The sequence below is a fragment of the Myxococcus dinghuensis genome (genome assembly GCF_024198235.1).
GTDB classification, from domain to species: Bacteria; Myxococcota; Myxococcia; order Myxococcales; family Myxococcaceae; genus Myxococcus; species Myxococcus dinghuensis.
The window spans coordinates 151,447-172,903 of sequence record NZ_JAKCFB010000017.1 but is presented as its reverse complement, the minus strand read 5'-3'; the positions used below and the strand labels follow the sequence as shown (position 1 = coordinate 172,903).

At 71.8% G+C, this 21,457-nt stretch carries 11 protein-coding genes; 4 read left to right on the top strand and 7 right to left on the bottom strand.

From position 1 onward, the window contains the following. Positions 1 to 73 precede the first annotated feature (73 nt). Positions 74 to 2,155 carry an ATP-dependent helicase gene (locus LZ198_RS22780; protein ID WP_253974138.1) on the bottom strand — a complete coding sequence of 694 codons (2,082 nt, stop codon included), beginning with the start codon at positions 2,153 to 2,155 and terminating at the stop codon, positions 74 to 76. Between the two features lie 55 nt (positions 2,156 to 2,210). Further along, positions 2,211 to 3,989: a serine/threonine-protein kinase gene (locus LZ198_RS22775; RefSeq protein WP_407667453.1), complete on the bottom strand. Its 1,779-nt coding sequence runs from the start codon at positions 3,987 to 3,989 to the stop codon at positions 2,211 to 2,213. Positions 3,990 to 4,041: 52 nt separating this feature from the next. Between LZ198_RS22775 and LZ198_RS22770 the strand changes: the two genes are divergently transcribed. Further along, positions 4,042 to 4,911: a CHAP domain-containing protein gene (locus LZ198_RS22770; protein ID WP_253974136.1), complete on the top strand. Its 870-nt coding sequence runs from the start codon at positions 4,042 to 4,044 to the stop codon at positions 4,909 to 4,911. Between the two features lie 15 nt (positions 4,912 to 4,926). On the opposite strand, the gene LZ198_RS22765 is transcribed toward LZ198_RS22770, so the two are convergent. The 4 genes from LZ198_RS22765 to LZ198_RS22750 all read right to left on the bottom strand — a co-directional run bounded on the left by LZ198_RS22765 (position 4,927) and on the right by LZ198_RS22750 (position 10,306). Then, positions 4,927 to 6,114 carry a glycosyltransferase family 2 protein gene (locus LZ198_RS22765; protein ID WP_253974135.1) on the bottom strand — a complete coding sequence of 396 codons (1,188 nt, stop codon included), beginning with the start codon at positions 6,112 to 6,114 and terminating at the stop codon, positions 4,927 to 4,929. A 168-nt stretch (positions 6,115 to 6,282) separates the two neighbouring features. Beyond that, positions 6,283 to 8,598, bottom strand: coding sequence for a zinc-ribbon domain-containing protein (locus LZ198_RS22760; protein WP_253974134.1), 2,316 nt, complete (start codon positions 8,596 to 8,598; stop codon positions 6,283 to 6,285). 9 nt (positions 8,599 to 8,607) lie between these two features. Continuing rightward, entirely contained in the window at positions 8,608 to 9,024 is a 417-nt protein-coding gene (locus LZ198_RS22755; protein ID WP_253974133.1) for a ComEA family DNA-binding protein, read from the bottom strand. Positions 9,025 to 9,028: 4 nt separating this feature from the next. Next, on the bottom strand, positions 9,029 to 10,306 hold the full coding sequence (locus LZ198_RS22750) for an aspartate kinase (protein WP_253974132.1): 1,278 nt from the start codon (positions 10,304 to 10,306) through the stop codon (positions 9,029 to 9,031). A gap of 107 nt (positions 10,307 to 10,413) precedes the next feature. Between LZ198_RS22750 and hutH the strand changes: the two genes are divergently transcribed. Beyond that, positions 10,414 to 11,943, top strand: coding sequence for a histidine ammonia-lyase (gene hutH / locus LZ198_RS22745; protein ID WP_253974131.1), 1,530 nt, complete (start codon positions 10,414 to 10,416; stop codon positions 11,941 to 11,943). Between the two features lie 100 nt (positions 11,944 to 12,043). Here hutH and LZ198_RS22740 read toward each other — a convergent pair whose 3' ends face one another. After that, complete coding sequence (locus LZ198_RS22740) at positions 12,044 to 12,991, bottom strand: pirin family protein (RefSeq protein WP_253974130.1); 948 nt, start codon at positions 12,989 to 12,991, stop codon at positions 12,044 to 12,046. Positions 12,992 to 13,268: 277 nt separating this feature from the next. Between LZ198_RS22740 and LZ198_RS22735 the strand changes: the two genes are divergently transcribed. Beyond that, positions 13,269 to 16,076, top strand: coding sequence for a YncE family protein (locus tag LZ198_RS22735; RefSeq protein WP_407667452.1), 2,808 nt, complete (start codon positions 13,269 to 13,271; stop codon positions 16,074 to 16,076). Positions 16,077 to 16,372: 296 nt separating this feature from the next. Further along, positions 16,373 to 21,451 carry a tetratricopeptide repeat protein gene (locus LZ198_RS22730; RefSeq protein ID WP_253974129.1) on the top strand — a complete coding sequence of 1,693 codons (5,079 nt, stop codon included), beginning with the start codon at positions 16,373 to 16,375 and terminating at the stop codon, positions 21,449 to 21,451. Positions 21,452 to 21,457: the final 6 nt, after the last annotated feature.

Sequence of the window (21,457 nt, the reverse complement as noted above, 5' to 3'; positions counted from 1 at the left end):
AACGGACGCGCACCCCGTTCCACTCTGTATCACGTCGCGGTTTCGCGCGCGCGTTTCTGGGCGCCCGCGCCCCTCAGCCCTCTTCCGGCCCGGGCGTCCCGGGACCTTCCGGCCCCACCGGGGGTCCTGGACACGCCGCCTCCGCGGAGGCCAGGACGACCCGATCATAGGGCGCCCCCTCGCCCCCCGGCAGCTCGTCCAGGAACCGGGACGGGCGCAGGAGGATTCGCTCCCCTTCACGGGGCAGCACGGACACGGGGTGAACCAGGGTCAGCAGGTCCCGTGCCCGGGTGACGGCCACGTAGAACAGGCGCCGCTCCTCCTCTTCCTCCTCCGCCGACCGGGCGGCCTGGGACAGGGGGAACCGCCCGTCCACCAGCCACAGGACGAACACGGCGCTCCACTCCAGCCCCTTGGCCTGATGGACGGTGGAGAGGGTGAGGACCCCGTCGGCGGCGTCCGCGCCCAGGGCCTCCTCGGCGGCGAACTCCGCCACCAGCGAAATCTCCGAGAGGAAGCGGGGCAGGTCCTCGAACCGCCGGGCGAACTCGGCGAGCTGCCGCAGGTCCTCCCCCGCCCCGTCCTCGGGCGAGGCCTCCGCGGCGAGGACCTCCGCGTAGCCGCCCTCGAGCACGTCCTCGATGAGCGTCCCGGGAGCCCGCAACCGCTCCGGGCGCTCCAGCCGCGCCATCAGCCGGGCGAACCGCTCGAAGGCCGGCCGGGAGCGGCGCGACAGGTGGACCTGGACCTCGTCCCGCGCCAGCCCCTCCGCCAGGGACACGCCCGCCGGGAGCGCGCGCAGCGACGTCCACAGGTGCTCGGCCGTGGTGGCGCCCACCCCCGGCACCGCGCGCACCACCCGCTTGAAGGCGAGCTCGTCGGCGGGATTGTTCACCAGCCGCAGGTGGGCGAGGACGTCCTTGACGTGGCGCTGTTCGAAGAAGCGCACGCCGGAGCGGACCCGGAAGGCGAGGCCCTGTCGCGCCAGCTCGAGCTGCAGCTCCAGGGCGTGGCTGTGGGCCCGGTACAGCACTGCCATGGCGTCCAGGGACTGCCCCGCGTCCCTCAGCTCGATGATGCGGCGCGCCACATAGGTGGCCTGCTCGGTCGCGTCCAGGGTGCTGACGCGCGTGGGGCGCGGGCCGGGGGCGCGCGCGGCCTCCAGCGCCTTGGGGAACTGCCGCGTGTTGTGGGCGATGGAGGCGTTGGCCAGCCCGAGGATGCCGGGCGTGGAGCGGTAGTTGCGCGTCAGCGTGAAGCGGGCGCACCCGGGGTAGCGCTCGGGGAACTCGAGGATGTTGGAGAAGTCCGCCCCCCGGAAACCGTAGATGGACTGGCAGTCGTCCCCCACCACGGTCAGGTTGCGGTGCGCGCCCGCGAGCAGGTCCACCACGTCGCCCTGGAGGCGGTTGGTGTCCTGGTACTCGTCCACGAGGAGGTGCTGGAAACGGTGGGTGAGCTGCTCGCGGAGGTCGGCGTGCTCGGTGAGCAGCCGCTTCAGGTTGAGCAGCAGGTCGTCGAAGTCCATCACCTGCAACTGGGCCTTGCGCTGACGGTAGCGGGTGGCGGTGGCGAGGATCTCCGGCGCCAGGGGCAGGAGCTGGGGGCGGCGGTCCACCAGGACCTGGGACACCGGCTGCTGGAGGTTCGTCGCCAGGGACACGAGGTCCAGCACCAGGTCGGGCCGGGGGAAGCGCTTGTCGCTGCGCAGCTTGCGCTCGGCCAGGCACGTCACCATCAGGTCGCGCGCGTCCTCTCGGTCCAGCACGGTGAAGCGCTCCGAGTAGCCGAGCGCCCCGGCATGCTGGCGCAGGAGGACGTGCGCGGCGTGGTGGAACGTGCCCCCGAGGATGCGTCGCACGTCGGCGAGGCCCCCGGCCAGCTCCACCACCCGCCGGGTCATCTCCCGGGCGGCCTTGTTGGTGAACGTCAGGAGCAGGATGCCGTCCGGAGGGACGCCCCGCTCGAGCAGGCGCGCCACGCGGAAGGTCAGGGTGCGCGTCTTGCCGGAGCCCGCGCCGGCGATGACCAGCACCGGTCCATCCCCCGCCTCGACCGCCCGCAACTGCTCCTCGTTGAGGAGCGCGGCGTAGTCGAGCTGGGAGGCGGCGGCCGGCGGATCGTCGATGCGCAGCGAGGAGGGCTGGCGGGCCATGGGGGTGCGGACTCTAACCGCCCCGGCCGCCGGCGACGAACGGATCAGCGCCCCTTCAGGGCGCGGGCTTCAGCGCGGTCAACCGGGCGGAGGCGACTTGTCGGACCTGCGGGGAGGGGTCGCGCTCCATCGCCAGTTCCAGGAGCAACCGCGCCAGTTGGGGCAGCTTGGAGCCCACCGCCTCCAGCGCCGCGGTGCGCTCCTTCACCGCGCCCTCCAGCCGCTCGCTGACGCCCCGGTCCGCGCAGGTGCGGGCCCCCGGGTTCTGCTCGCGCAGGACCAGCTCCGCGTCGGCGAGGCGGGCCTCGGCCAGCCGGCGGGCCTCCTCGGCGCGGCGCTCGAACTCGGCGAGGTCCTCCGGGAACTCCGTGGACGCGGCGCGGGAGCGGGCGATGGCCTCGGCGGCGAAGCGGGCGTTGACGGCCGCGGCGCACAACTGCCGCGCGGACGCGAGCGGCGCCCTCCCCTCCTCCGCCCCCGACTCCTCGCGCGCCACGGTGAGCGCCCACATGGCCAGTTGCCGCGCGGCGACGGCCGCGGAGAACGGCTGCTTGCGCGACTCGCGGATGTCCACCCACCGGCGTAGCACCACGGGGTCCGGCACGCCCGCGTCGAAGGCCCGCTGGTACTCCGTCGACGCCTGCGCGAGGTGCCCGGACAGGTCCAGCAGCACCGCCACCGTCAGGTACATCTCCGCGCTGCTGGCGCGCTCGCGCAGGGCATCCAGGCGCGAGGCCACCTCGTACTCCGCCACCGGGCGGGGCAGCGCCGAAAGCACCGTGCGCAGCGACGCCAGCGCGTTCTGGCGGATCAACGGGTTGCGGGCGGCCCGCAGCGTGTCCAGCAGTGGATCCACCACCCGCACGGACACGTGCTGCCCCAGCTCCTCCGCCGCCTGCCACCGGTCCAGCGCGTCCGGCGCGACGAGCGCGCGCTTGAGGTCCTCGATGTCCCGCAGGTAGTGCCCCACGTGGGACGCCTGGGCGAGCGGCTCCGGACGCGCCAGCGCGGACCGCTCCGCGCGGGCCCGCGCCAGCCGCGCCGGGAAGCCGGTGAGCTTCACGCCCAGGGGGTGGCCCTTCACGCGCGCCTCGGCCTCGTCGACCAGGCCGGAGACGAGCAGCCCCTCCACCTCCAACTCCAGGAGCAGCACCCGCGCCTCCTCGCGGTGCGCACCCGCGGGGAAGTCCTTGAGGTACGCGAAGAGCTTCGCGGCGCCCTCCGTCCGGGCCTGCGCGAACGCCTGGCCGTCCAGGCGGGTCTCCACCTCCAGGCGGCGCGGATCATCCGGCCGCTCACGGAGGTACTCCGCCAGCCGCTGGGGGTCCTGCGTCGTGGACACCTCGCGCGACTCCGCCTCCATCATCAGCCGCTTCGCCTCGTCCTTCTGGGCCCCGTCCGGGTGCTCCTGGAGGAACTGGCGCCAGCCGGCCACCGTGTCCGCCTCCTTCGCCGCGTTGAAGCGCAGGCCCTCCAGCAGCGTGCGCGCCGTGCGCGAGTGGACGCCTTCCGGGTACGACTCCAGGAAGCGCTTGTAGGCGATCACCGTGTGCAGCCGCTTCGCCTCCTCGAACTCCAGCTCCTCCACCCGCGCCTCGGCCGCGTCGGTGTCCGGGTGCTCGGGGTAGGTGCGCAGGAAGCCGCGGTACGCCTCCACGGTATCGACCTTGGCGGCCCGCTCGTACGGGGACGGCATGCAGCCAGTGGCCAACAACGGGAGGACGATGAGAGCTCGGCGGAGGAAACCCATGCGCCCCGAGCAATACCGCACCAGCGCTCCCCCGGAAACCCGAGCCGCCATGGCCGGTTGGCTGGGTAGGTTTTTTGACGACACACCCCACCGGGGCGACCATGGCTGCCTCAGGACGCTACAGGGAGGTCGCTCCATGCGGTTGGCCATGCTGGTGGGAATCCTCGCGGTGCTGGCGACAGGCTGTGCCACCCCGTCCGGACGCCTGGAGCCCTGGCTGGACTCGTACGCCCTGCGCTACCGCTCGGCGTCGCCGCCGGCCTTCCCTCGCGAGTCGCTGTCCAGCCCGCTGGCGGCCCGCACGGAGCCTCCCGCGAAGAAGGCCCCTCCGAAGGCGACGACGGCGCGGGCGGCCTCGCGCCCCGCGAGCCCGGCGGCGCGCACGGCGAAGGCGCCGGCGCCGGTGGCTCGCACCGCCGCGAAGGGGCCGGTGGAGGCCCGCGGCACGGTGATCAGCTCGGCCCGCTCCCTGGTGGGCAAGCCGCAGGTCTCCCTGGGCGGACGCACGTACCCGGGCGACTGCACCGGCCTCATCGAGGGCGTCTATGCCCAGGCCGGCGTGTCCTTCAAGGGGACGGTGAAGCCCGGCGACAACGGCGTCACCGCCCTCTACCGCTTCGCCCAGGCGCATGGCCGGGTCTACACGGACGGGCGCCCCGTGCCGGGCGACCTCGTGTTCTTCCGCGAGACGTACGACCAGAACCGGGATGGGCGGCGCAACGACGGCCTCACCCACGTGGGCATCGTCGACGACGTGGATGACCAGGGCACCGTCACCGTCATCCACCGGGTGCGCCGGGGCGTGGTGCGCTACCGCATGAACCTCGAGCGCCCCCACCTCCCCCGCGACCCGAAGACGGGCGAGGTGCTCAACGACCTCCTGCGCAGCCCGGGGCCCCAGAAGGACCCGGTGCTGACCGGACAGCTCTTCGCGGCGTTCGGGAGCGTGCTGCCCCCGCGCCCCCCGGCGAAGAAGCCCGCCCCCGTGCCGGTGGCGCTCCGCTGACGGCGCCCCCGCGCCTCAGGAAGGGGCGCGCGCGGTGCGGTCCCACGCCGCGCGCTGAGAGTTGCGCAGGAAGCGCCAGAAGCCCACGACGATGGCCAGGTTCATGGTGACGAAGTAGTACGCCACCGAGGCCACCCGCTTCGCGGTGCCCCGCTTCAGCGCGCCCAGCTTGCCCAGGTACGCCAGCGCGTAGAACAGCGCCTGTCCCAGGAGCGTGAAGCGGTAGAACAGGCTGTCGAGCAGGAACAGGTTCGCCACCAGGGCGATGCCCATCAACGCGGGCGCGCACCAGCGCAAGAGCTTGTGGGACCAGAAGGCGAAGGCGGGGAAGCCCGCCGTGGGCAGGAGCAACCCCGGCACCATGCGCAGGCTCTGGAAGTTGCCCGCGGCGATGCGCGCGCGACGGCCGAACTCCTTGTCGTAGTCCTCCGTCGTCTCCTCGTGCGCGACGGCCTCCTCCTCGTAGGCGACCTTGTAGCCCTTCTCGAGGATGCGCAGCGGAATCACGAAGTCATCCACGATGGTGGACGGCGGCAGTTGGGTGAAGAGCGTGCGGCGGATGGCGTACAGCCCGCCGTTGGCCCCCACCACCGCCCCTCGCCGCCCCTCGTACAACTTGATGAGCGACTCGTAGCTCCAGTAGGCGCTCTCCTCGTAGTCCTGCTTCGTCGGGTTGTAGAGCCGCAGCTTGCCGCACACGGCCCCCACCTCCGGGTCGTCGAAGTGACGCACGAGCTTCTCGACGGCGTCCGGTTCGATCATCGTGTTCGCGTCCGAGAGCACCACGATGTCGCCCTTCGCCGTGGGGATGCATCGGTTGAGCACCGTCGTCTTCCCCGCGCGAGGCGCCGGAGACAGGCGCACGCGCGCGTCCGGACACTCGCGGACCTTCTCGTCCGTGCCATCCGAGGAGCCGTCCGAACCGATGACCACCTCGAAGCGGTCCGCCGGGTACGCCAGCGCCAGGCTGTTCTCCAGCTTCTGCTCGATGCAGGACGCCTCGTTGTACGCGGCCACCACCAGGCTCACCGAGGGACGCGACTCACGCGCCCGCGTGGCCCGCCTGCCCGCCTCCCCGCCGCGCATCGCCCGGAGGTTCTGCGCCACCTGCGCCACACCCTCCAGCGCGAACAGGCTCAGGGGGTAGAGAAAGTACGTATGTGCGAGCAGCAACGCCGCACACCAGAAGAAGACCTCCGCCATCGACCATGCCTCCCCAAGACCCAGTCCTCGAATCCGACCTGGGTCCAGCAAGAGGCATGCCTCGATCAGCGCGAGGACGCAGCCCTCGGGAGCGAGGGGGACCTGCCGGGAACGCCCCCTCGGACTGGACTTTCTCCAGCCCCGCGCACGCCGCGCACCGCCTTCGTTTCAGGGCGCGGGAGCGGGCTTGCGAGCGTCGAGTTCCTTCAGCAGCTTGCGCGCCAGTTCGTGGTTGGGGTTGAGCGCGAGGACATCGTCCAGCAGTGAACGGGCCACCTCCGGCTCCTTCTGCCGGATGGCCAGCCTTGCGCCCAGGACGTAGGCCCGCAGCAGCGTCTGATCCTCCTGGCGGAGGGACTCCAGGCTGCCGGCCGCATCGAGGAGCGAGTCCGGGGGGGAGCCCGCGCTGAGCGCGTACTCGGCCCGGGCCACGACGCTCCAGGCCCTCGGGCCGCTCTCGACATTGCGCAGCCACTCCGCGAGCGCGAGCGCGTCCGGGGCCGCCGTCACCGCGGCATACAGGGCCCGGGCCTTCACGCGCGCGGCCCGCGCGGACGCAGGCTCCACCTCCGGGTCCTTCAGGAGCGGAGCCACCTGGGCATCCAGCGCCTTGCGAACCTGATCCGCCCTTTCGCGCGCCGGGGCACGCACGCGAGCGATATCGGTCAGCTCGGCCTGCTTCTCGGCGACGCGAGCCGCCCAATGGATGGGCTCATGGGTCCGCTCGAGCACCTCCACCTCGCGGCGCAGGCGCTCATCGCTCACGCGCAGCGACTCCGTCTCCGCGTCGAGATCCGCCAGTTGCAGCGAGAGGGCCACCACCAGCTCCGCCTGGGCCTCGACGAAGCGGGGGTGACTGGCGACCAGTCCCCGCAGGGTCTGGATGATCTGCTGGCGCGAGGCCGCGTCGTCCCGGCGCAGGGTCACCGACGCGCGATCCTTCTCCGCCACCGCGGCCGGGGGGACGTCCAACGCCCGGTCCCGCCACGCCGGGTAGGCAAGCACGCCGGCCAGGAGGATTCCCAAGCCCACGAGCACACCCACGAGGACGTTGCGAGAACCCCCGTCCGATGTCTTGGGGCCGGTGTCGCGTCGCTCCCGGCTCGCCGCGACCAACTCCGGAGGCAACGACAAGGGGCCACGGAGCGGAGCACCACTGGCCGGGGACAGCCCGCCTCCCTTGAGCCCCGGTCCGCCCCCTGCCGGGGCGTCTCCAGGTGCCTCCGGAGGAAGCTCGAGTCCCCCCCCCGTGGAGCCAGAGGGCTGGACACCGTACGGGGCCGTCTTGCGGTTCACCAGGTCGGGCGTGGACGCGCCACCAGCGGGCTGGGCGGCGTCTGCGACTCCACGCGGCGAAAGCGCGCCGACAGCGGGGGCCTCGCGCTCGGGCGGGAGCGTCAGCGTCGGCCCCTGGTCGGGCCCGTCCTGCACCGCGGCGACCGCACCGAACAGGCGGGTCGAGCCCACCGGGTTGGAGGAATCGGGAGAGGACACGGCGCTGAACGTCAGCGACCTCCCGAGCGGCGCCGGCGCTTCGTTGCCGACGGGCTGACCGACCGCCGCCATGGGCGCAATCGACGGAGGCGTGGGGGCGTTCACCGTCGACGCCGCGCCGAACACCGGGGACTGCGTGCGCCCCGCCGTGACATCCGGCCGCGGCGCCACGGCAGGCACCACACCGAACGCCTGCGTCGCGTTCGACAAGGACGCGCTCGCGGGCCGCGAGCCTCCCTGCGCGGGCAGGACGCTCCCGAAGGCCGGGGTCGGCTCCGAGATTCCCGCGACGGGCGGCACCGCGCCGAACGCCTGCGTCGTGTTCGGCACTGGGGCCTGCTGCCCCGAACCCACCGCGCCAAAGGTCTGCGTCGCGTTCGAAACCGGAGCCTGCCCTGAACCCACCGCGCCGAAGGTCTGCGTCGCGTTCGAAACCGGAGCCTGCCCTGAACCCACCGCGCCGAAGGTCTGCGTCGTGTTCGATTCCGGGGCCTGCTGTCCTACCCCCACCGCGCCAAAGGTCTGCGTCGCGTTCGGCACGGGCGTCTGCCCTGCTCCCACCGCGCCGAACGTCTGCGTCATGTTCGAAACCGGGGCCTGCTGTCCCGAACCCACCGCGCCAAAGGTCTGCGTCGCGTTCGGCACGGGCGCCTGCCCCGACCCCACCGCGCCGAAGGTCTGCGTCGTATTCGGCACGGGCGTCTGCCCCGACCCCACCGCGCCGAAGGTCTGCGTCGTATTCGGAACCGGGGTCGACGCCGCCCCTCCGAACAACTGGGTCCGCATCATGCTCGACTGCGGCAGTGTCGCCCCCTGGGATGCGCCTGGCACGGGGGGGGAGGAGCCCGGAGCGGGCAGCGGGAGCGGCCCGTTCGGCGAAGCCAGGAACACGTGCTTGCAGCGCATGCACTGCACCGGCACGCCGCTTGGCGGCAGCAGCCGGGGGTCGAGGTCGTACTGCATCGAGCACTGAGGGCAGGCGATCTGCACGTCAGGTGCTTACCACACGGGCCCCGCGTCCGGAGGCGCCCCCAGCACGGTGGCCGCCTGGAGGGTCTTCAACTTGGCAGCACCCACGCCAGCCACGGCGTCCACCTGCTCCCAGGTGGAGAATCCGTTCGCCGCGTCGCGCGCCTCGACGAGCCGCCGCGCCAGCGATGGCCCCACGCCGGGCAGGAGGGCGAGCTCCTTCTCCGTCGCCGCGTTGAGGTCCAGCCGGTGCCCCAGCGCCAGGGCCTGCGCACCGACGGGCACCTCTCCGTCCCCACAGGTGGCCACGCCGTCCGGACGGAAACGGACCTGCTCCGGAGGACACGCCAACACCGGCGCCGGGTCTGGCCACCGCCACCGCGCCACCGCCCCCACGCCCATCACCGCCAGCGCGACGACGGCGAGCGCGCCCGTGCGCCCCGTCACCGGGTCAGACCTTCTCGCCCTTGAGCGCCGCCGACTCCGACACGGTCGCCGCGCCCTCGGGGGGCAGCGGCTGGTCCAGGCCGAACGCCGTGTGCAGTGCGCGGACCGCCAGCTCCGTGTACTTGGAGTGCACCAGGCACGAGACCTTGATCTCCGACGTGGAGATGATCTGGATGTTGATGCCCTCGGCGGACAGCGCCGTGAACATCCGCGCCGCCACGCCCGAGTGGTTGCGCATGCCCACGCCGACGATGGAGACCTTGGCGACGTTGTCGTCCGTCTCGATGCCCGTCGCCTGGATGTCGCGCGCCACCTGACGCACCACCTCCTGCGCCTTGACGAAGTCCGACTTGCCCACCGTGAAGGTCAGGTCCGTACGCCCATCCCGCGAGGGGTTCTGGACGATGAGGTCCACCACGATGTGCTTCTCGTCGAGCGGGCCGAAGATCTTCGCCGCGATGCCCGGCACGTCCGGCACGCCGCAGACGGTGATCTTCGCCTCGTTCCGGTCGTAGGCCACTCCGCGGACCAGCACGTCCTCCATGGACTTGTCCTCCTCACACACGAGGGTGCCGGGATCGCTGGTGAAGGACGACTTCACCCAGAGCGGCACCTTGTACTTCATGGCGAATTCGACGGAGCGGATCTGCAGCACCTTCGCGCCCACGCTCGCCAGCTCCAGCATCTCCTCGTAGGTGATGCGGTCCAGCTTGCGCGCCGCGGGGACCATGTTGGGGTCCGTGGTGTAGACACCATCCACGTCCGTGTAGATCTCACACGCATCCGCCTGGAGGGCCGCGGCCACCGCCACCGCCGTGGTGTCCGAGCCACCACGCCCCAGCGTCGTGACGCTGCCCTCGTCGTCCACGCCCTGGAAGCCCGCCACCACGACGATGTGGCCCTTGGAGAGCGCGGCGCGGATGGGCTGCGCGTCGATGCTCTTGATGCGCGCCTTGGAGAAGGTGCTGTCGGTGACGATGCGCACCTGATGCCCCAGGAAGCTCGTCGCCTTGCCGCCCTGGGCCTGGATGGCCATCGCCACCAGGCCGATGGAGACCTGCTCGCCGGTGGCGACCACCACGTCCTGCTCGCGCTCGTCGGGCCGGTCGGTGATCTGCGCCACGAGTTTGAGCAACCGGTTGGTCTCGCCCGACATGGCGGAGACCACCACCACCACGTCGTTGCCCGCTCGCTGGGCGGCCAGACACCGGCGCGCCACGTTCTTCATCCGTTCGGTGTCACCAACGGAGGTACCGCCGTACTTCTGGACGATCAGTGCCACGGGCCCCGTGACCTCCCTGTTCGGTCGCGCGGAGCTATACGAGCCCCGCTCCCGGGTGTAAAGCCCCCGGGCCGCAGTCGACCGACCACACACCCCTTGGAGCCCCAATGTCACGCCCCCGCATCCTCATCGACGGAGACACCCTGACGCTGGAGCAGATCCTCCAGGTCGCCCGGAACGAGGCCACCGTGGAGCTGGCCTCCGACGCCGCCGCCCGAGTGCGGGCCTCGCGCGCACTCGTGGACCGGGTGGCCGCGGGCGACACGCCGTCCTACGGCATCAACACCGGCTTCGGCACCCTGGCGGAGGTCCGCATCGACAAGAAGGACCTGCGCGACCTGCAGCGCAACCTCATCCTCTCGCACGCCTGTGGCGTGGGCACGCCCCTGCCCCTCCCCGAGGCCCGGGCCCTGCTGCTGCTGCGCTGTAACGTCCTCGCCAAGGGCTACTCCGGCATCCGTCCGGAGACGCTCGCGCTGGCGCTGGAGATGCTCAACCGCGACGTGGTGCCCGTCGTCCCCGAGCGCGGCAGCGTGGGCGCCTCCGGTGACCTGGCGCCCCTGGCGCACCTGGCGCTCGTCTTCATCGGCGAGGGCGAGGCGTACCACCAGGGCCAGCGGCTGCCGGCGCGCCAGGCCCTGGAGCGCGCCGGGCTCCAGCCCGTCGTCCTCGAGGCCAAGGAGGGACTGGCGCTGGTGAACGGCACCCAGGCGATGTGTGCCGTGGGCACCCTGCTCCAGCTTCGCGCGGAGACCCTCGCGGAGCTGGCGGACGTGGCCGGCTCCATGACGCTGGAGGGCCTGCTCGGCAGCCACAAGCCGTTCATCCCGGAGATCCACGACGTGCGCGCGCATCCCGGCCAGAAGGCCTGCGCGGCGCACCTGCGGCACATCCTGGCGGGCAGCGAGCTGGTGGAGACCCACGTCAACTGCAGCAAGGTGCAGGACCCCTACTCGCTGCGCTGCATGCCGCAGGTGCACGGCGCGGCGCGCGACGGCATGGCCTTCGCCCGGCGCATCCTCGAGGTGGAGGTCAACAGCGCCACGGACAACCCGCTCGTCTTCACGGAGACGGAGCGCATCGTGTCCGGCGGCAACTTCCACGGCCAGCCCATCTCCCTGGCGATGGACGTAGTGGCCATGGCGCTCACCCAGTTGTCCTCCATCAGCGAGCGCCGCGTGGAGCAGTTGGTGAACCCGGCCCTGTCGGGCCTGCCGGCGTTCCTGGCGAAGAACTCCGGCCTCAACTCCGGCTTCATGATCGCCCAGGTGACCAGCGCGGCGCTGGTGGCCGAGTCGCGCGTGCTCAGCCACCCCGCGTCGGTGGACTCCATCCCGTCGTCCGCGGGCCGCGAGGACCACGTCTCCATGGGCATGACGGCGGCGCTCAAGGGCCGTCAGGTGGGTGACTTCACCCGTTCGTGCATCGCCATCGAGATGCTCGTGGCGGCGCAGGCGCTGGACTTCCGCCTGCCGGTGAAGCCCGGCCGGGGCGCGCTGGCGGCGTACGAGCTGATCCGCTCCAAGGTGCCGCACATGGACCGCGACCGCGAGCTGCACAAGGACATCGAGGCCGTCAGCCAGCTCATCGACTCCGGCGCGCTGGTCGCCGCGGTGCGCTCCGCCACCGGCGCCTGAGCTCCCCGCGCGTCTCGGGAAACACCACGGCCCGCCCCGGCGTCACATCCGGAGGCGGGCCGTCTCGTCCGGCGCGCAATCCCAGACAGCGCGACGCGGCTCAGGGGTAGCGAGGGATGGGGAGCTCCGGCTCCGGCAGCGGGATGAACTCCGTCTCGCCGGGGACCTTCCCGATGCGCCCCGCCCTCCAATCCTCCTTCGCCTGCTCGATGCGCTCCAGGGAGCTGGAGACGAAGTTCCACCAGATGTGGCGCGGCCCATCCATGGGCTCGCCGCCGAACATGAGCATCCGCGCGCGGCCGCTCGCCGCGCCCCGGGCGACGACGTCCGCGCCGGGCCGCAGCACGAGCAACTGCCCCGCGCCGAAGCTCTCGCCGCCCACGTCGACGATGCCCTCGGCGACGAAGATGGCGCGCTCCTCGAACTCCTTGGGCATGGGGATGCGGGCGCCCACGTCGAGCTTCACGTCCGCGTAGAAGAGGTCCGACTGCGTGCGCACCGGCGAGCGCTCGCCGAACAAGCCGCCCGCGATGAGCCGCACCTCCACGCCCTGGTCCTGGATGACGGGCAGCGCCGCCTGGGGCGTGTGGACGAACGAGGGCGCGTCCTCCTCGTGCTTGCCGGGGAGCGCGACCCAGAACTGCATGCCGAACATGCGGTTGCTCGCGACGCGGCGCTCCTGGGGCGTGCGCTCCGAGTGGACGATGCCTCGGCCGGCGACCATCCAGTTCACCGCGCCGGGCTGGATGGCCTGCACCATCCCCAGCGAGTCACGGTGGAGGATCTCCCCCTCGAAGAGATAGGTCACCGTGGCCAGGCCGATGTGCGGATGGGGACGGACGTCGAGCCCCTTGCCCGCCTGGATGACCGCGGGTCCCATCTGGTCCAGGAAGATGAAGGGGCCCACCATCCTCCGCCGCGAGGACGGCAGCGCTCGCCGGACCTCGAAGCCATCTCCCAGGTCCCTCGTGCGCGGCACGATGACGGTTTCCAGCGCGGAGCCGGGCTCCGCGTCGACATAGGGTTCCTCGGGCATCTTCCAGGCCATCCGCTCACGCTCCTTCTGGTTCAATGTCCGGCGACGGCTCCCATCGAGCACGTCCGGACCCTCCGACCGCTCCAGAGACTGCCCTCCCTTCGCGCGGGAGGCGAGGGAGAAGAACGGCCCGACGTCAAGTCCTCACGCCATTGCCTTGCATGACGGACACGCTGTCTTGTTTGGATTTACAGCCCGTGCCGAGGGGCGCAGGATTCGAGCCCCCTTGTCCTGACCTTCTCTCCAGCCTGGCAACCGAGGCAAGGCCCGTTCACCCCTGGAGATTGTCTTGAGCACGTACACCCCAGTCAGACCTGGCGTCTCGAAAGCCATCCTCGCCGCCCTGGTGCTCGCCGTCGTCACGACGGGCCCTGGCGCCTCTGCGGCGCCCTTCACCCTCTTCGAGAGCGGCCAGGTGCGTCCGCTGGCCCTCTCCCCCGACGGAAGACTGCTCTTCGCCCTCAATACGCCAGACAACCGTCTGGAAATCTTTCGCACGGGCAATAACGGTCTCACCCATCAAGGCTCGGTACCGGTGGGACTGGAGCCTGTCGCCGTCGCGGCGAGGACGAACGACGAGGTCTGGGTCGTCAACCATCTGTCCGACAGTGTGAGCATCGTGCGCGTCGACGCGGACGGTCGCGGCGGCGTCGTGACCCGGACGTTGCTCGTCGGTGACGAACCCCGCGACATCGTCTTCGCGGGCCACGGCCGGCGGCGCGCCTTCATCACCGCCGCGCACCGGGGACAGAACGCGCCGTTCGACCCACAGCTCACCACGCCGGGCGTGGGGCGCGCGGATGTCTGGGTATTCGACGCGGACCAACTGGGCATGACGCTGGGCGGCACGCCCTTGACGCGCCTCACCTTCTTCGCGGACACGCCCCGCGCGCTCGCGGCGACGCCGGACGGCGCGCGCGTGTATGCGGCGGCGTTCCACTCCGGCAACCGCACCACGGTGCTCAACGAGGCCGCGGTCCCCGACGGCGGCGAGGCGGCGGGCGGCGTCCCGGGGCCCAACACCAACGCCGCGGGGGTCCGCGCGCCGGAGACGGGCGTCATCCTCAAGCACAACGGCCAGGACTGGGTCGACGTCCTCAACCGGTCCTGGACGCAGAAGGTGAAGTTCACCCTGCCGGACAAGGACGTCTTCGCCATCGACGCCACCGCCAACCCGCCCCGGGCCGCCACGGGCGCCGGCAGCGTCTACTCCGGCGTGGGCACCATCCTGTTCAACATGGCCGTCAACCCGGTCAGCGGGAAGGTCTACGTGAGCAACACCGAGGCCCGGAACGACCTGCGCTTCGAGGGCCCCGGCACCTTCGCGGGCACGAGCCTCCGGGGCCACCTGCACGAGAGCCGCATCACCGTCCTGGGCCCGTCCACCGTGACGCCGCGGCACCTCAACAAGCACATCGACTACGGCACCTGCTGCGCGCCCACGCCCAACCCGGAGAGCGAGAGGAGCCTCGCGCAGCCGCTGGGCATGGCCGTGACGTCCGACGGCGCCACGCTGTACGTCGCCGCGTTCGGGTCCTCGAAGCTGGGCGTGTACGCCACGGCCGCGCTGGAGACGGACACCTTCGTCCCCAGCACCGCGAATCAAATCGAGCTCACCGGCGGAGGCCCCACGGGCGTCGTGCTGGACGAGGCCCGCCGGCGCCTCTACGTGCTGACGCGCTTCGACAACGGCATCTCCGTGGTCAACACGTCGACCCGCGCGGAGGTGGGCCACGTGCGCATGTACAACCCGGAGCCGGCGAGCGTGGTGGAGGGGCGTCCGTTCCTCTACGACGCACGCAACAGCTCCAGTCACGGAGACTCGTCCTGCGCCAGTTGTCACATCTTCGGCGACTTCGACAGCCTGTCCTGGAACCTGGGCAACCCGGACGCGGTGGTGAAGAACAACCCCAGCCCGGTGGTGCCCATCCCCCCCGAGTTCGGCGATGACCCGACCTTCGGGCAGAGCACCGCGTTCCACCCGATGAAGGGCCCCATGTCGACCCAGAGCCTGCGCGGCATGGCCAACCACGGCCCCATGCACTGGCGGGGAGATCGCAACGGCGGCTTCGACGGGGTGAGCGCCCAGCCCAACAACGGCTCGTACGACGAGGCGGCGGCCTTCAAGCAGTTCAACCCGGCCTTCCAGGACCTGCTGGGCCGCGGCGCGCAACTGACGCCGCAGCAGCTCCAGAAGTTCACCGACTTCGCGCTCCAGATCGTCTACCCGCCCAACCCCATCCGCCAGCTCGACAACTCCCTCACGCCGCGGCAGCAGGCGGGCAAGGACTTCTTCCTGGGGACGACCACGTTCTTCCACGGCCCTTGCGGCTCGTGCCACGTGTTGAACCCGAACGCGAACCCGGGTGAAGGCGCGTTCAAGGGTTTCTTCGGCTCGGATGGGCGGTCGTCGTTCGACGTGACGACGCAGTTCCCCAAGGTGCCGCACATGCGCAACCTGTACCAGAAGGTCGGCATGTTCGGAGCGCCGTTCGCGGCCGGGAAGCAGCCGGAGGATCCGTTCCTCGGAGACCAGATCCGCGGCTTCGGCTTCAACAGCGACGGCTCCATCCCCACGCTGCTCACGTTCATCCACGGCTTCGACTTCGATCCCATCTTCAACCCGGTGGGCATCCCCCTCACCCCCGAGGGCCACCAGGCGAAGCTCGACATGGAGCAGTTCATGCTCGCCTTCGACTCCAACCTGGCGCCCATCGTCGGACAGCAGGTGACGCTGACGGCGTCGAACGCCTCCGCCGTGGGGACGCGCATCGACCTGCTCATCGCCCGGGCGAACGCGGGCGAGTGCGACATGGTGGCGAAGGGGCGGCTCGGCGGCTACGACGTGGGCTTCCTCTACGTGGGCAACGGCCGTTTCGTGTCGGACCGGAGCGGTGTCCCGCCGATTCCGACCGCGACCCTGCGAGGCGCCACGCTCTCCGCGAACGGGCAGCTCACGTTCACCTGCGTGCCCCTGGGCTCGGGCCAGCGCATCGGCCTCGACCGGGACCTCGATGGAGTCCTCGACGGTGACGAGCCCGGCGGGAGGTTCGACGTCACGGCGCCCGAGCCCCTGTCGATGACGCCCGCGCGCTGAGCGGACGGTCCCCTCGACTCACAGGAGCCGCGCCGTGACACGAGGCGCGGCTCCCCGGGTTTACCAGCTCGTCCGGACCGCGGCGGTGAACCTGGACGAAGCCCGCTGGTCCCCGGCGCCCGGACGCCCGGCGGGCCCTCGGGGCGGCGCCGGGCCCGTCCGCTCGATCCCCGGGTATCCAGACACCCAAATCGCGAGGAAAGACGGGAAGTTGAGGGACCGGCCAAGCGCGTGTTACGACCGGTCTGGGCCAATCCTTTTCTCAATATCTCGTCCTGGCCCGGAGCCGGCCTTCCATGAGCGAGCGCAATGATGTCCCGCGGCCCTCCGCCGCCGCGGCCCCACTTCCGCAAGCTGGAGCGCCCGCGAGGACCACACCGTCCGCGACGGAGACCTTGAGCCAGTCCGTGCAGGCCACGCCCGCTCCGACCGCGCCCACCAGCACCGAGGACGAGGCGCGCGAGCGCATCGCCTCGCTGGAGCGCGAGGCCCGCGCCCTGAGCGCGACGGACGCGGCGACCGCCGCCCTGCTCTTCCACGAGGTGGGCCTCTTGTGGGAGGAGCCACTGAAGAACCCGCGCAACGCGGCGGTGGCCTTCCAGAACGCGTACAAGCTGGCGCCTCGCTACCTCGTCAACATCCGCGCCGCGCGCCGCCTCTTCGCGGACGTGGGCAACTGGCAGATGGTCATCCAGTTGCTCGACGCGGAGCTGGCCGCCACCGACGACGCGCGCCACCAGGCGGCCCTGCTCTTCGAGAAGGGCATCGTCCTCCAGGAGCGGCTGTCGCGCGACGACGACGCCACGGCCTGCCTGCGCCAGTGCCTGGAGCGCCGTCCCACGGACGTGGTGGTGCTCACGCAGTTGGAGTCCGTCTACGCCGCGCGCAACGACGCCGCCGCGCTGGTGGAGGTCTACCGGCTGCTGTCGGTGACCATGCAGCAGCCGTCGCTGCGCGCGCACTACCTCACCGCCGCGGGCCTGCTCCTCGAGGAGCGCCTCAAGCAGCGCGAGGCCGCCTCCTCGCTCTACCGCGAGGCGTTCGCGTTGGATCGCTCCGACCTCCAGCTGCTCGCCGCGCTCAAGCGCGTGGCGGAGCGCGAGGGTCGCACGGACGAGCTGCTCGCGGCGCTCGCCGCGGAGGCCACCGCGCTGGGCCCGCAGGCGGCGCCCGCCTATCTGCAGATCGCCAAGGTCTACGAGCGGCTGGGCCGCAAGGACGACGCGCTCGCGGCGCTGCTGGCCGGCCGGCGCGCGGCGCCCAACGAGCCGCTGGTGCTCAGCGAGCTGGCGGGCATCTACGAGACGCAGGGCCGCTTCGAGGAGCTGGCGGACGTGCTGCTGGCGCGCGTGGGCTCGCTCAACGACGAGAGCGAGCTGGTCGCCACCAACCTGCGGCTGGCCGCGCTCTACGAGGAGGTACTCAAGCGCGAGGCGGACGCGGCGGCGCGCTACCAGGCCATCGTCGCGCGCATCCCCGGCCACTCGGCGGCGCTCGCGGGCCTGGGCAAGCTGTACTACCGCATGCAGAACTGGGAGGGCCTGGTCTCCGTGTTCGACGCGGAGGTCGCCGCCGCCGAGGACGCCAAGCAGAAGGCGGCCCGCATGTACAAGGCGGCCGAAATCCTGGAGGAGCGGCTGGGGCGGCAGGAGGACGCCATCTCCCGCTACAACGCCTGCCTCCAGTTGCAGCCGGGGTACCTGCCCGCGCAGAAGGCCCTCACCCGCCTCTACGAGCGCCAGGGCCGCTTCGCGGAGCTGGTGGCCATGTTCGAGCAGGACCTGCTCCAGACGTCGGACCGCGATCAGCTCATCACCACGCTCAACAAGATGGCCGGCGTGTACGAGGACCGGCTGGGCGACCTGGACCACGCCATCGAGTGCATGAAGCGCATCCTCGACCTGGCGTCGGACCACCTGCCCACCATCCGCAACCTGGCGCGGCTGTACGAGCGCGCGGGCCGGTACCGGGAGCTGCTGGAGACACACGACCTGGAGGCGTCGCTCGCGGGTGACACCAAGCAGGTGCTGTCGCTCCTGCACCGCAACGCGGAGATCCTCGACGAGAACCTGAAGGACCGCGCGGGCGCCATCACCGCCTACGAGCGGGTGCTCGCGCTGTCACCGTCGTACCTGCCCGCGCTCAAGGCGCTGGGGCGGCTGTACGCGCAGGACGGGCGCTGGGAGAAGCTGGTGGACATGTACCGGGCGGAGTCGGAGAGCTCCGCCTCCACCGAGCAGGCCGCCGCGCTCATCTACAAGATCGGCGAGCTGTACGAGCAGCGGCTGTCGCAGGAGAACGAGGCCATCGCCTCGTACCAGGAGGCGCTGATGCTGGCGCCCAGCTACTTCCCGGCGCTGCGCGCGCTGGCCCGAATCTACCGGGCCCAGGGTGCGTGGGAGAGCCTGGTGGAGGTGCTGCGCTCGGAGGCCGCCAACCGCACCGACCCCATGGAGCGCGCCAACGCGCTGTTCCAGGCCGCCGTCATCTGGGAGGACTCGCTCCAGCGCCCGGAGCTGGCCATCGAGACCTACCAGGAGGTGCTGCGGCTGACGCCGGGCCACGCCGCCACGCTGCGCGCCCTGGAGCGGCTGTTCCTCGCCCAGGAGAACATGAAGGAGCTGGTGGCCATCCTGGACCGCGAGACGCAGGTGGGCGGCACGCCCATGGCCAAGGTGACCGCGTACCTGAAGCTGGCGCGCCTGTACCTGGACCGCTTCCAGGAGCCGTCGCGCGCGGCGCTGTGCTGCGAGGCGGTGCTGGGCCTGGACACGGGCAACCTCACCGCCCTCACCCTGCTGGAGCGCATCCGGGCGTCGGACCGGCCCCGGCGCGCGGAGCTGCGTCAGCGCATCGCCGAGCGCGTGAGCGACCCCCGCCTGGCCACCGCGCTGCGCCTGTCCGCCGCTGTGGACCTGGACAAGGGCCCCTCCGATGGAACGCTGGAGGCCTACAAGCGCGCCTTCGAGGCGGACCCCGCGGACGCGCGGCTGGCGTTCGCGCTGGAGCGCGCGCTCAAGCAGGCCGGCGACATGGCGGGCCTCGCCCGGCTGTACACCCTGCGGCTGACGAACGCGCGGGACGCCGAGGAGGCGCTGGAGATGCTCCTGCGCACGGCGGAGCTGGCGGAGACGCGCTTCGGAGACCTGGAGCGGGCCGCCGCGCTCTACCGCCAGGCGATGGAGCTGCAGCCGCAGGGCCTGCCCGCGCTGCAGGGCACCCGGCGCGTGGCGATGCGTCGCGGTGACGCGGCGACGGCGCGCGCGGCCCTGGAGGCCGAGGCCCGCGTCAGCAAGGATCCTCGCGGGGCCATCGAGGCGTTCATCGGCGCGGCGCGGCTGGCCGCGCTGGTGCAGAAGGACGTGGAGGGCGCGGCGGCGCTGTACAAGCAGGCGCTGGAGCGCGACCCGCTGCACCCGGGCGCCCAGGCGGGCCTGGAGGAGCTGCTCGCCCAGCGCGGCGGCTCCGCGGACATGGCGGCGCTGCACGAGCGCCGCGCCGAGGCGAAGCTGGCGCAGAAGGACGGCCCCGCCGCGGCGACGGCGTTCGTGAGCGCGGCGCGCCTGCACCACGCCGCCCTGGGTGACAAGGCGCGCGCGGTGACGCTGCTGGAGCGGGCGCTGGTGGCCCAGCCCGGCAACGTGGACGCGCTGGAGCTTCGCGCCACGCTGCTGCTGGAGTCACAGCAGTACGCGGAGGCCGCGACCATGCTGAGCCAGCGGGTGCAGCAGGGCGGCGATCCGCGCACCCTGGCCCAGTTCCACCTCACGCTGGGCACGCTGTACCAGACGCAGTTGAACGACCCCGGTCGCGCCAGCTCGCACCTGATGATGGTGCTGGCGACGCAGCCCCGCCACCTGGAGGCCCTGGAGCGGCTGGCCTCCATCCACCTGCACGGCCGCAACTGGACGGGCGCGGTGGACTGCCTGCACAAGCTCCTCCAGCAGGAGCTGCCCCAGGAGTCCCGCGCGCGCTTCACGCTGGAGCTGGCGCGCACGTACGACGAGGGGCTGGGGGACGCCGCCGCGGCCACGCCGCTGTACCGCCGCGCGCTGGAGCTGTCGCCCGGGGACCCGGCGCTGGTGGACCGGCTCGTCGTGCTGTACGAGCGCGCGCGCAACCTGCCGGAGCTGGCGCAGATGCTGGAGGCCCAGGCGCAGTCGACGGCCTCGTCGGACCCGCGCCGCGGGGCGACGCTGCGCACCCGCGTGGCGGAGCTGTACGCCGGGCCGCTGTCCGAGCCCGCCCGCGCCACCGCGCTCTACCGCGCGGTGGTGGAGAGCGACGGCGCCAACCTGGCGGCGCGCTTCGCGCTGGCGGGCCTGTACGCCCGCGACACGTCCTCCGTGCCGCTGGCCATCGAGGAGCACCGGCAGATCCTCCGCCAGGACCCGACGAGGGTGGACAGCCTGCACGCGCTGTTCAAGCTGTGGGAGGGCCAGAAGCAGCTCGACAAGGCCTTCTGCGTGGCCGCCATCCTCCAGTTCCTGCGCTCGGCCAACGAGGTGGAGCTGGCCTTCTACATGGAGGGGCGCTCGCGCCTGTCGCCGGAGCCCAAGGAGGGGCTCACCTCCACGGACGTGGACGCCGTCCTCATCCACCCGACCGCCCGGGGTCCGCTGCTGGAGGTGCTGCGGGCCATGGGGGATCAGCTCGAGAAGATCTACCCGCCGAACTTCGACATCGTCGGCGTCAACCCGAAGGCGGACAAGCTCAAGCCGGACAGCGCCGTCTACAAGGCCATCCGCGCCGTGGCGCAGGTGTTCGGCGTGGAGGAGTTCGACGCGTACCAGGCGCGGCGAGGCCTGACGGTGCTGGAGACGACCGAGCCCTTGTCGGTGTGCATCGGCCAGGACGTCGTCCGGCGCTTCAACGCGCGGGAGCAGAAGTTCCTGCTCGGCCGCGCGGCGATGGGCCTGCTCAACAAGGCGGCGGTGCTGGAGAAGCTGTCCCAGGGCGAGACGGCGGACCTCTTCGGCAACACCGTCCGCATCCACGCGCAGCAGTTCGCCGCGCTGGGCCGGCGCAACGACGAGACGGTGAAGCAGTTGCGCAAGGCCTTCTCCCGCAAGGCCATCAAGGCGCTGGAGGGCCCCGCGCTGGCGCTGGGCGACGTGCAGAGGATGGAGCTGGGCCCGTGGCTGGACGCGCTGGACTTCTCCGCGGACCGGGCGGGCCTGCTGATGGCGGCCGACATCGCCGTGGCCCTGGGCATGGTGCTGCGCGAGGACCCGAACTTCGCGGGCGTCCGGCTGGATTCCCCGGACCCCATGCTCCAGGCGGTGCGCGAGGGCGAGCGGCTGCGCACCCTCCTCGCCTGGTCCTTCACGGACGACTTCTTCCGGCTGCGTCAGCGGCTGGGGCTGGCGCTGTAGTCGCCC

Bases quoted from the DNA above. Each gene is read 5' to 3' on its own strand.
- hutH (WP_253974131.1), top strand. From the start codon at position 10,414: ATGTCACGCCCCCGCATCCTCATCGACGGAGACACCCTGACGCTGGAG.
- LZ198_RS22780 (WP_253974138.1), bottom strand. From the start codon at position 2,155: ATGGCCCGCCAGCCCTCCTCGCTGCGCATCGACGATCCGCCGGCCGCC.
- LZ198_RS22740 (WP_253974130.1), bottom strand. From the start codon at position 12,991: ATGGCCTGGAAGATGCCCGAGGAACCCTATGTCGACGCGGAGCCCGGC.
- LZ198_RS22770 (WP_253974136.1), top strand. From the start codon at position 4,042: ATGCGGTTGGCCATGCTGGTGGGAATCCTCGCGGTGCTGGCGACAGGC.
- LZ198_RS22730 (WP_253974129.1), top strand. From the start codon at position 16,373: ATGAGCGAGCGCAATGATGTCCCGCGGCCCTCCGCCGCCGCGGCCCCA.
- LZ198_RS22765 (WP_253974135.1), bottom strand. From the start codon at position 6,114: ATGGCGGAGGTCTTCTTCTGGTGTGCGGCGTTGCTGCTCGCACATACG.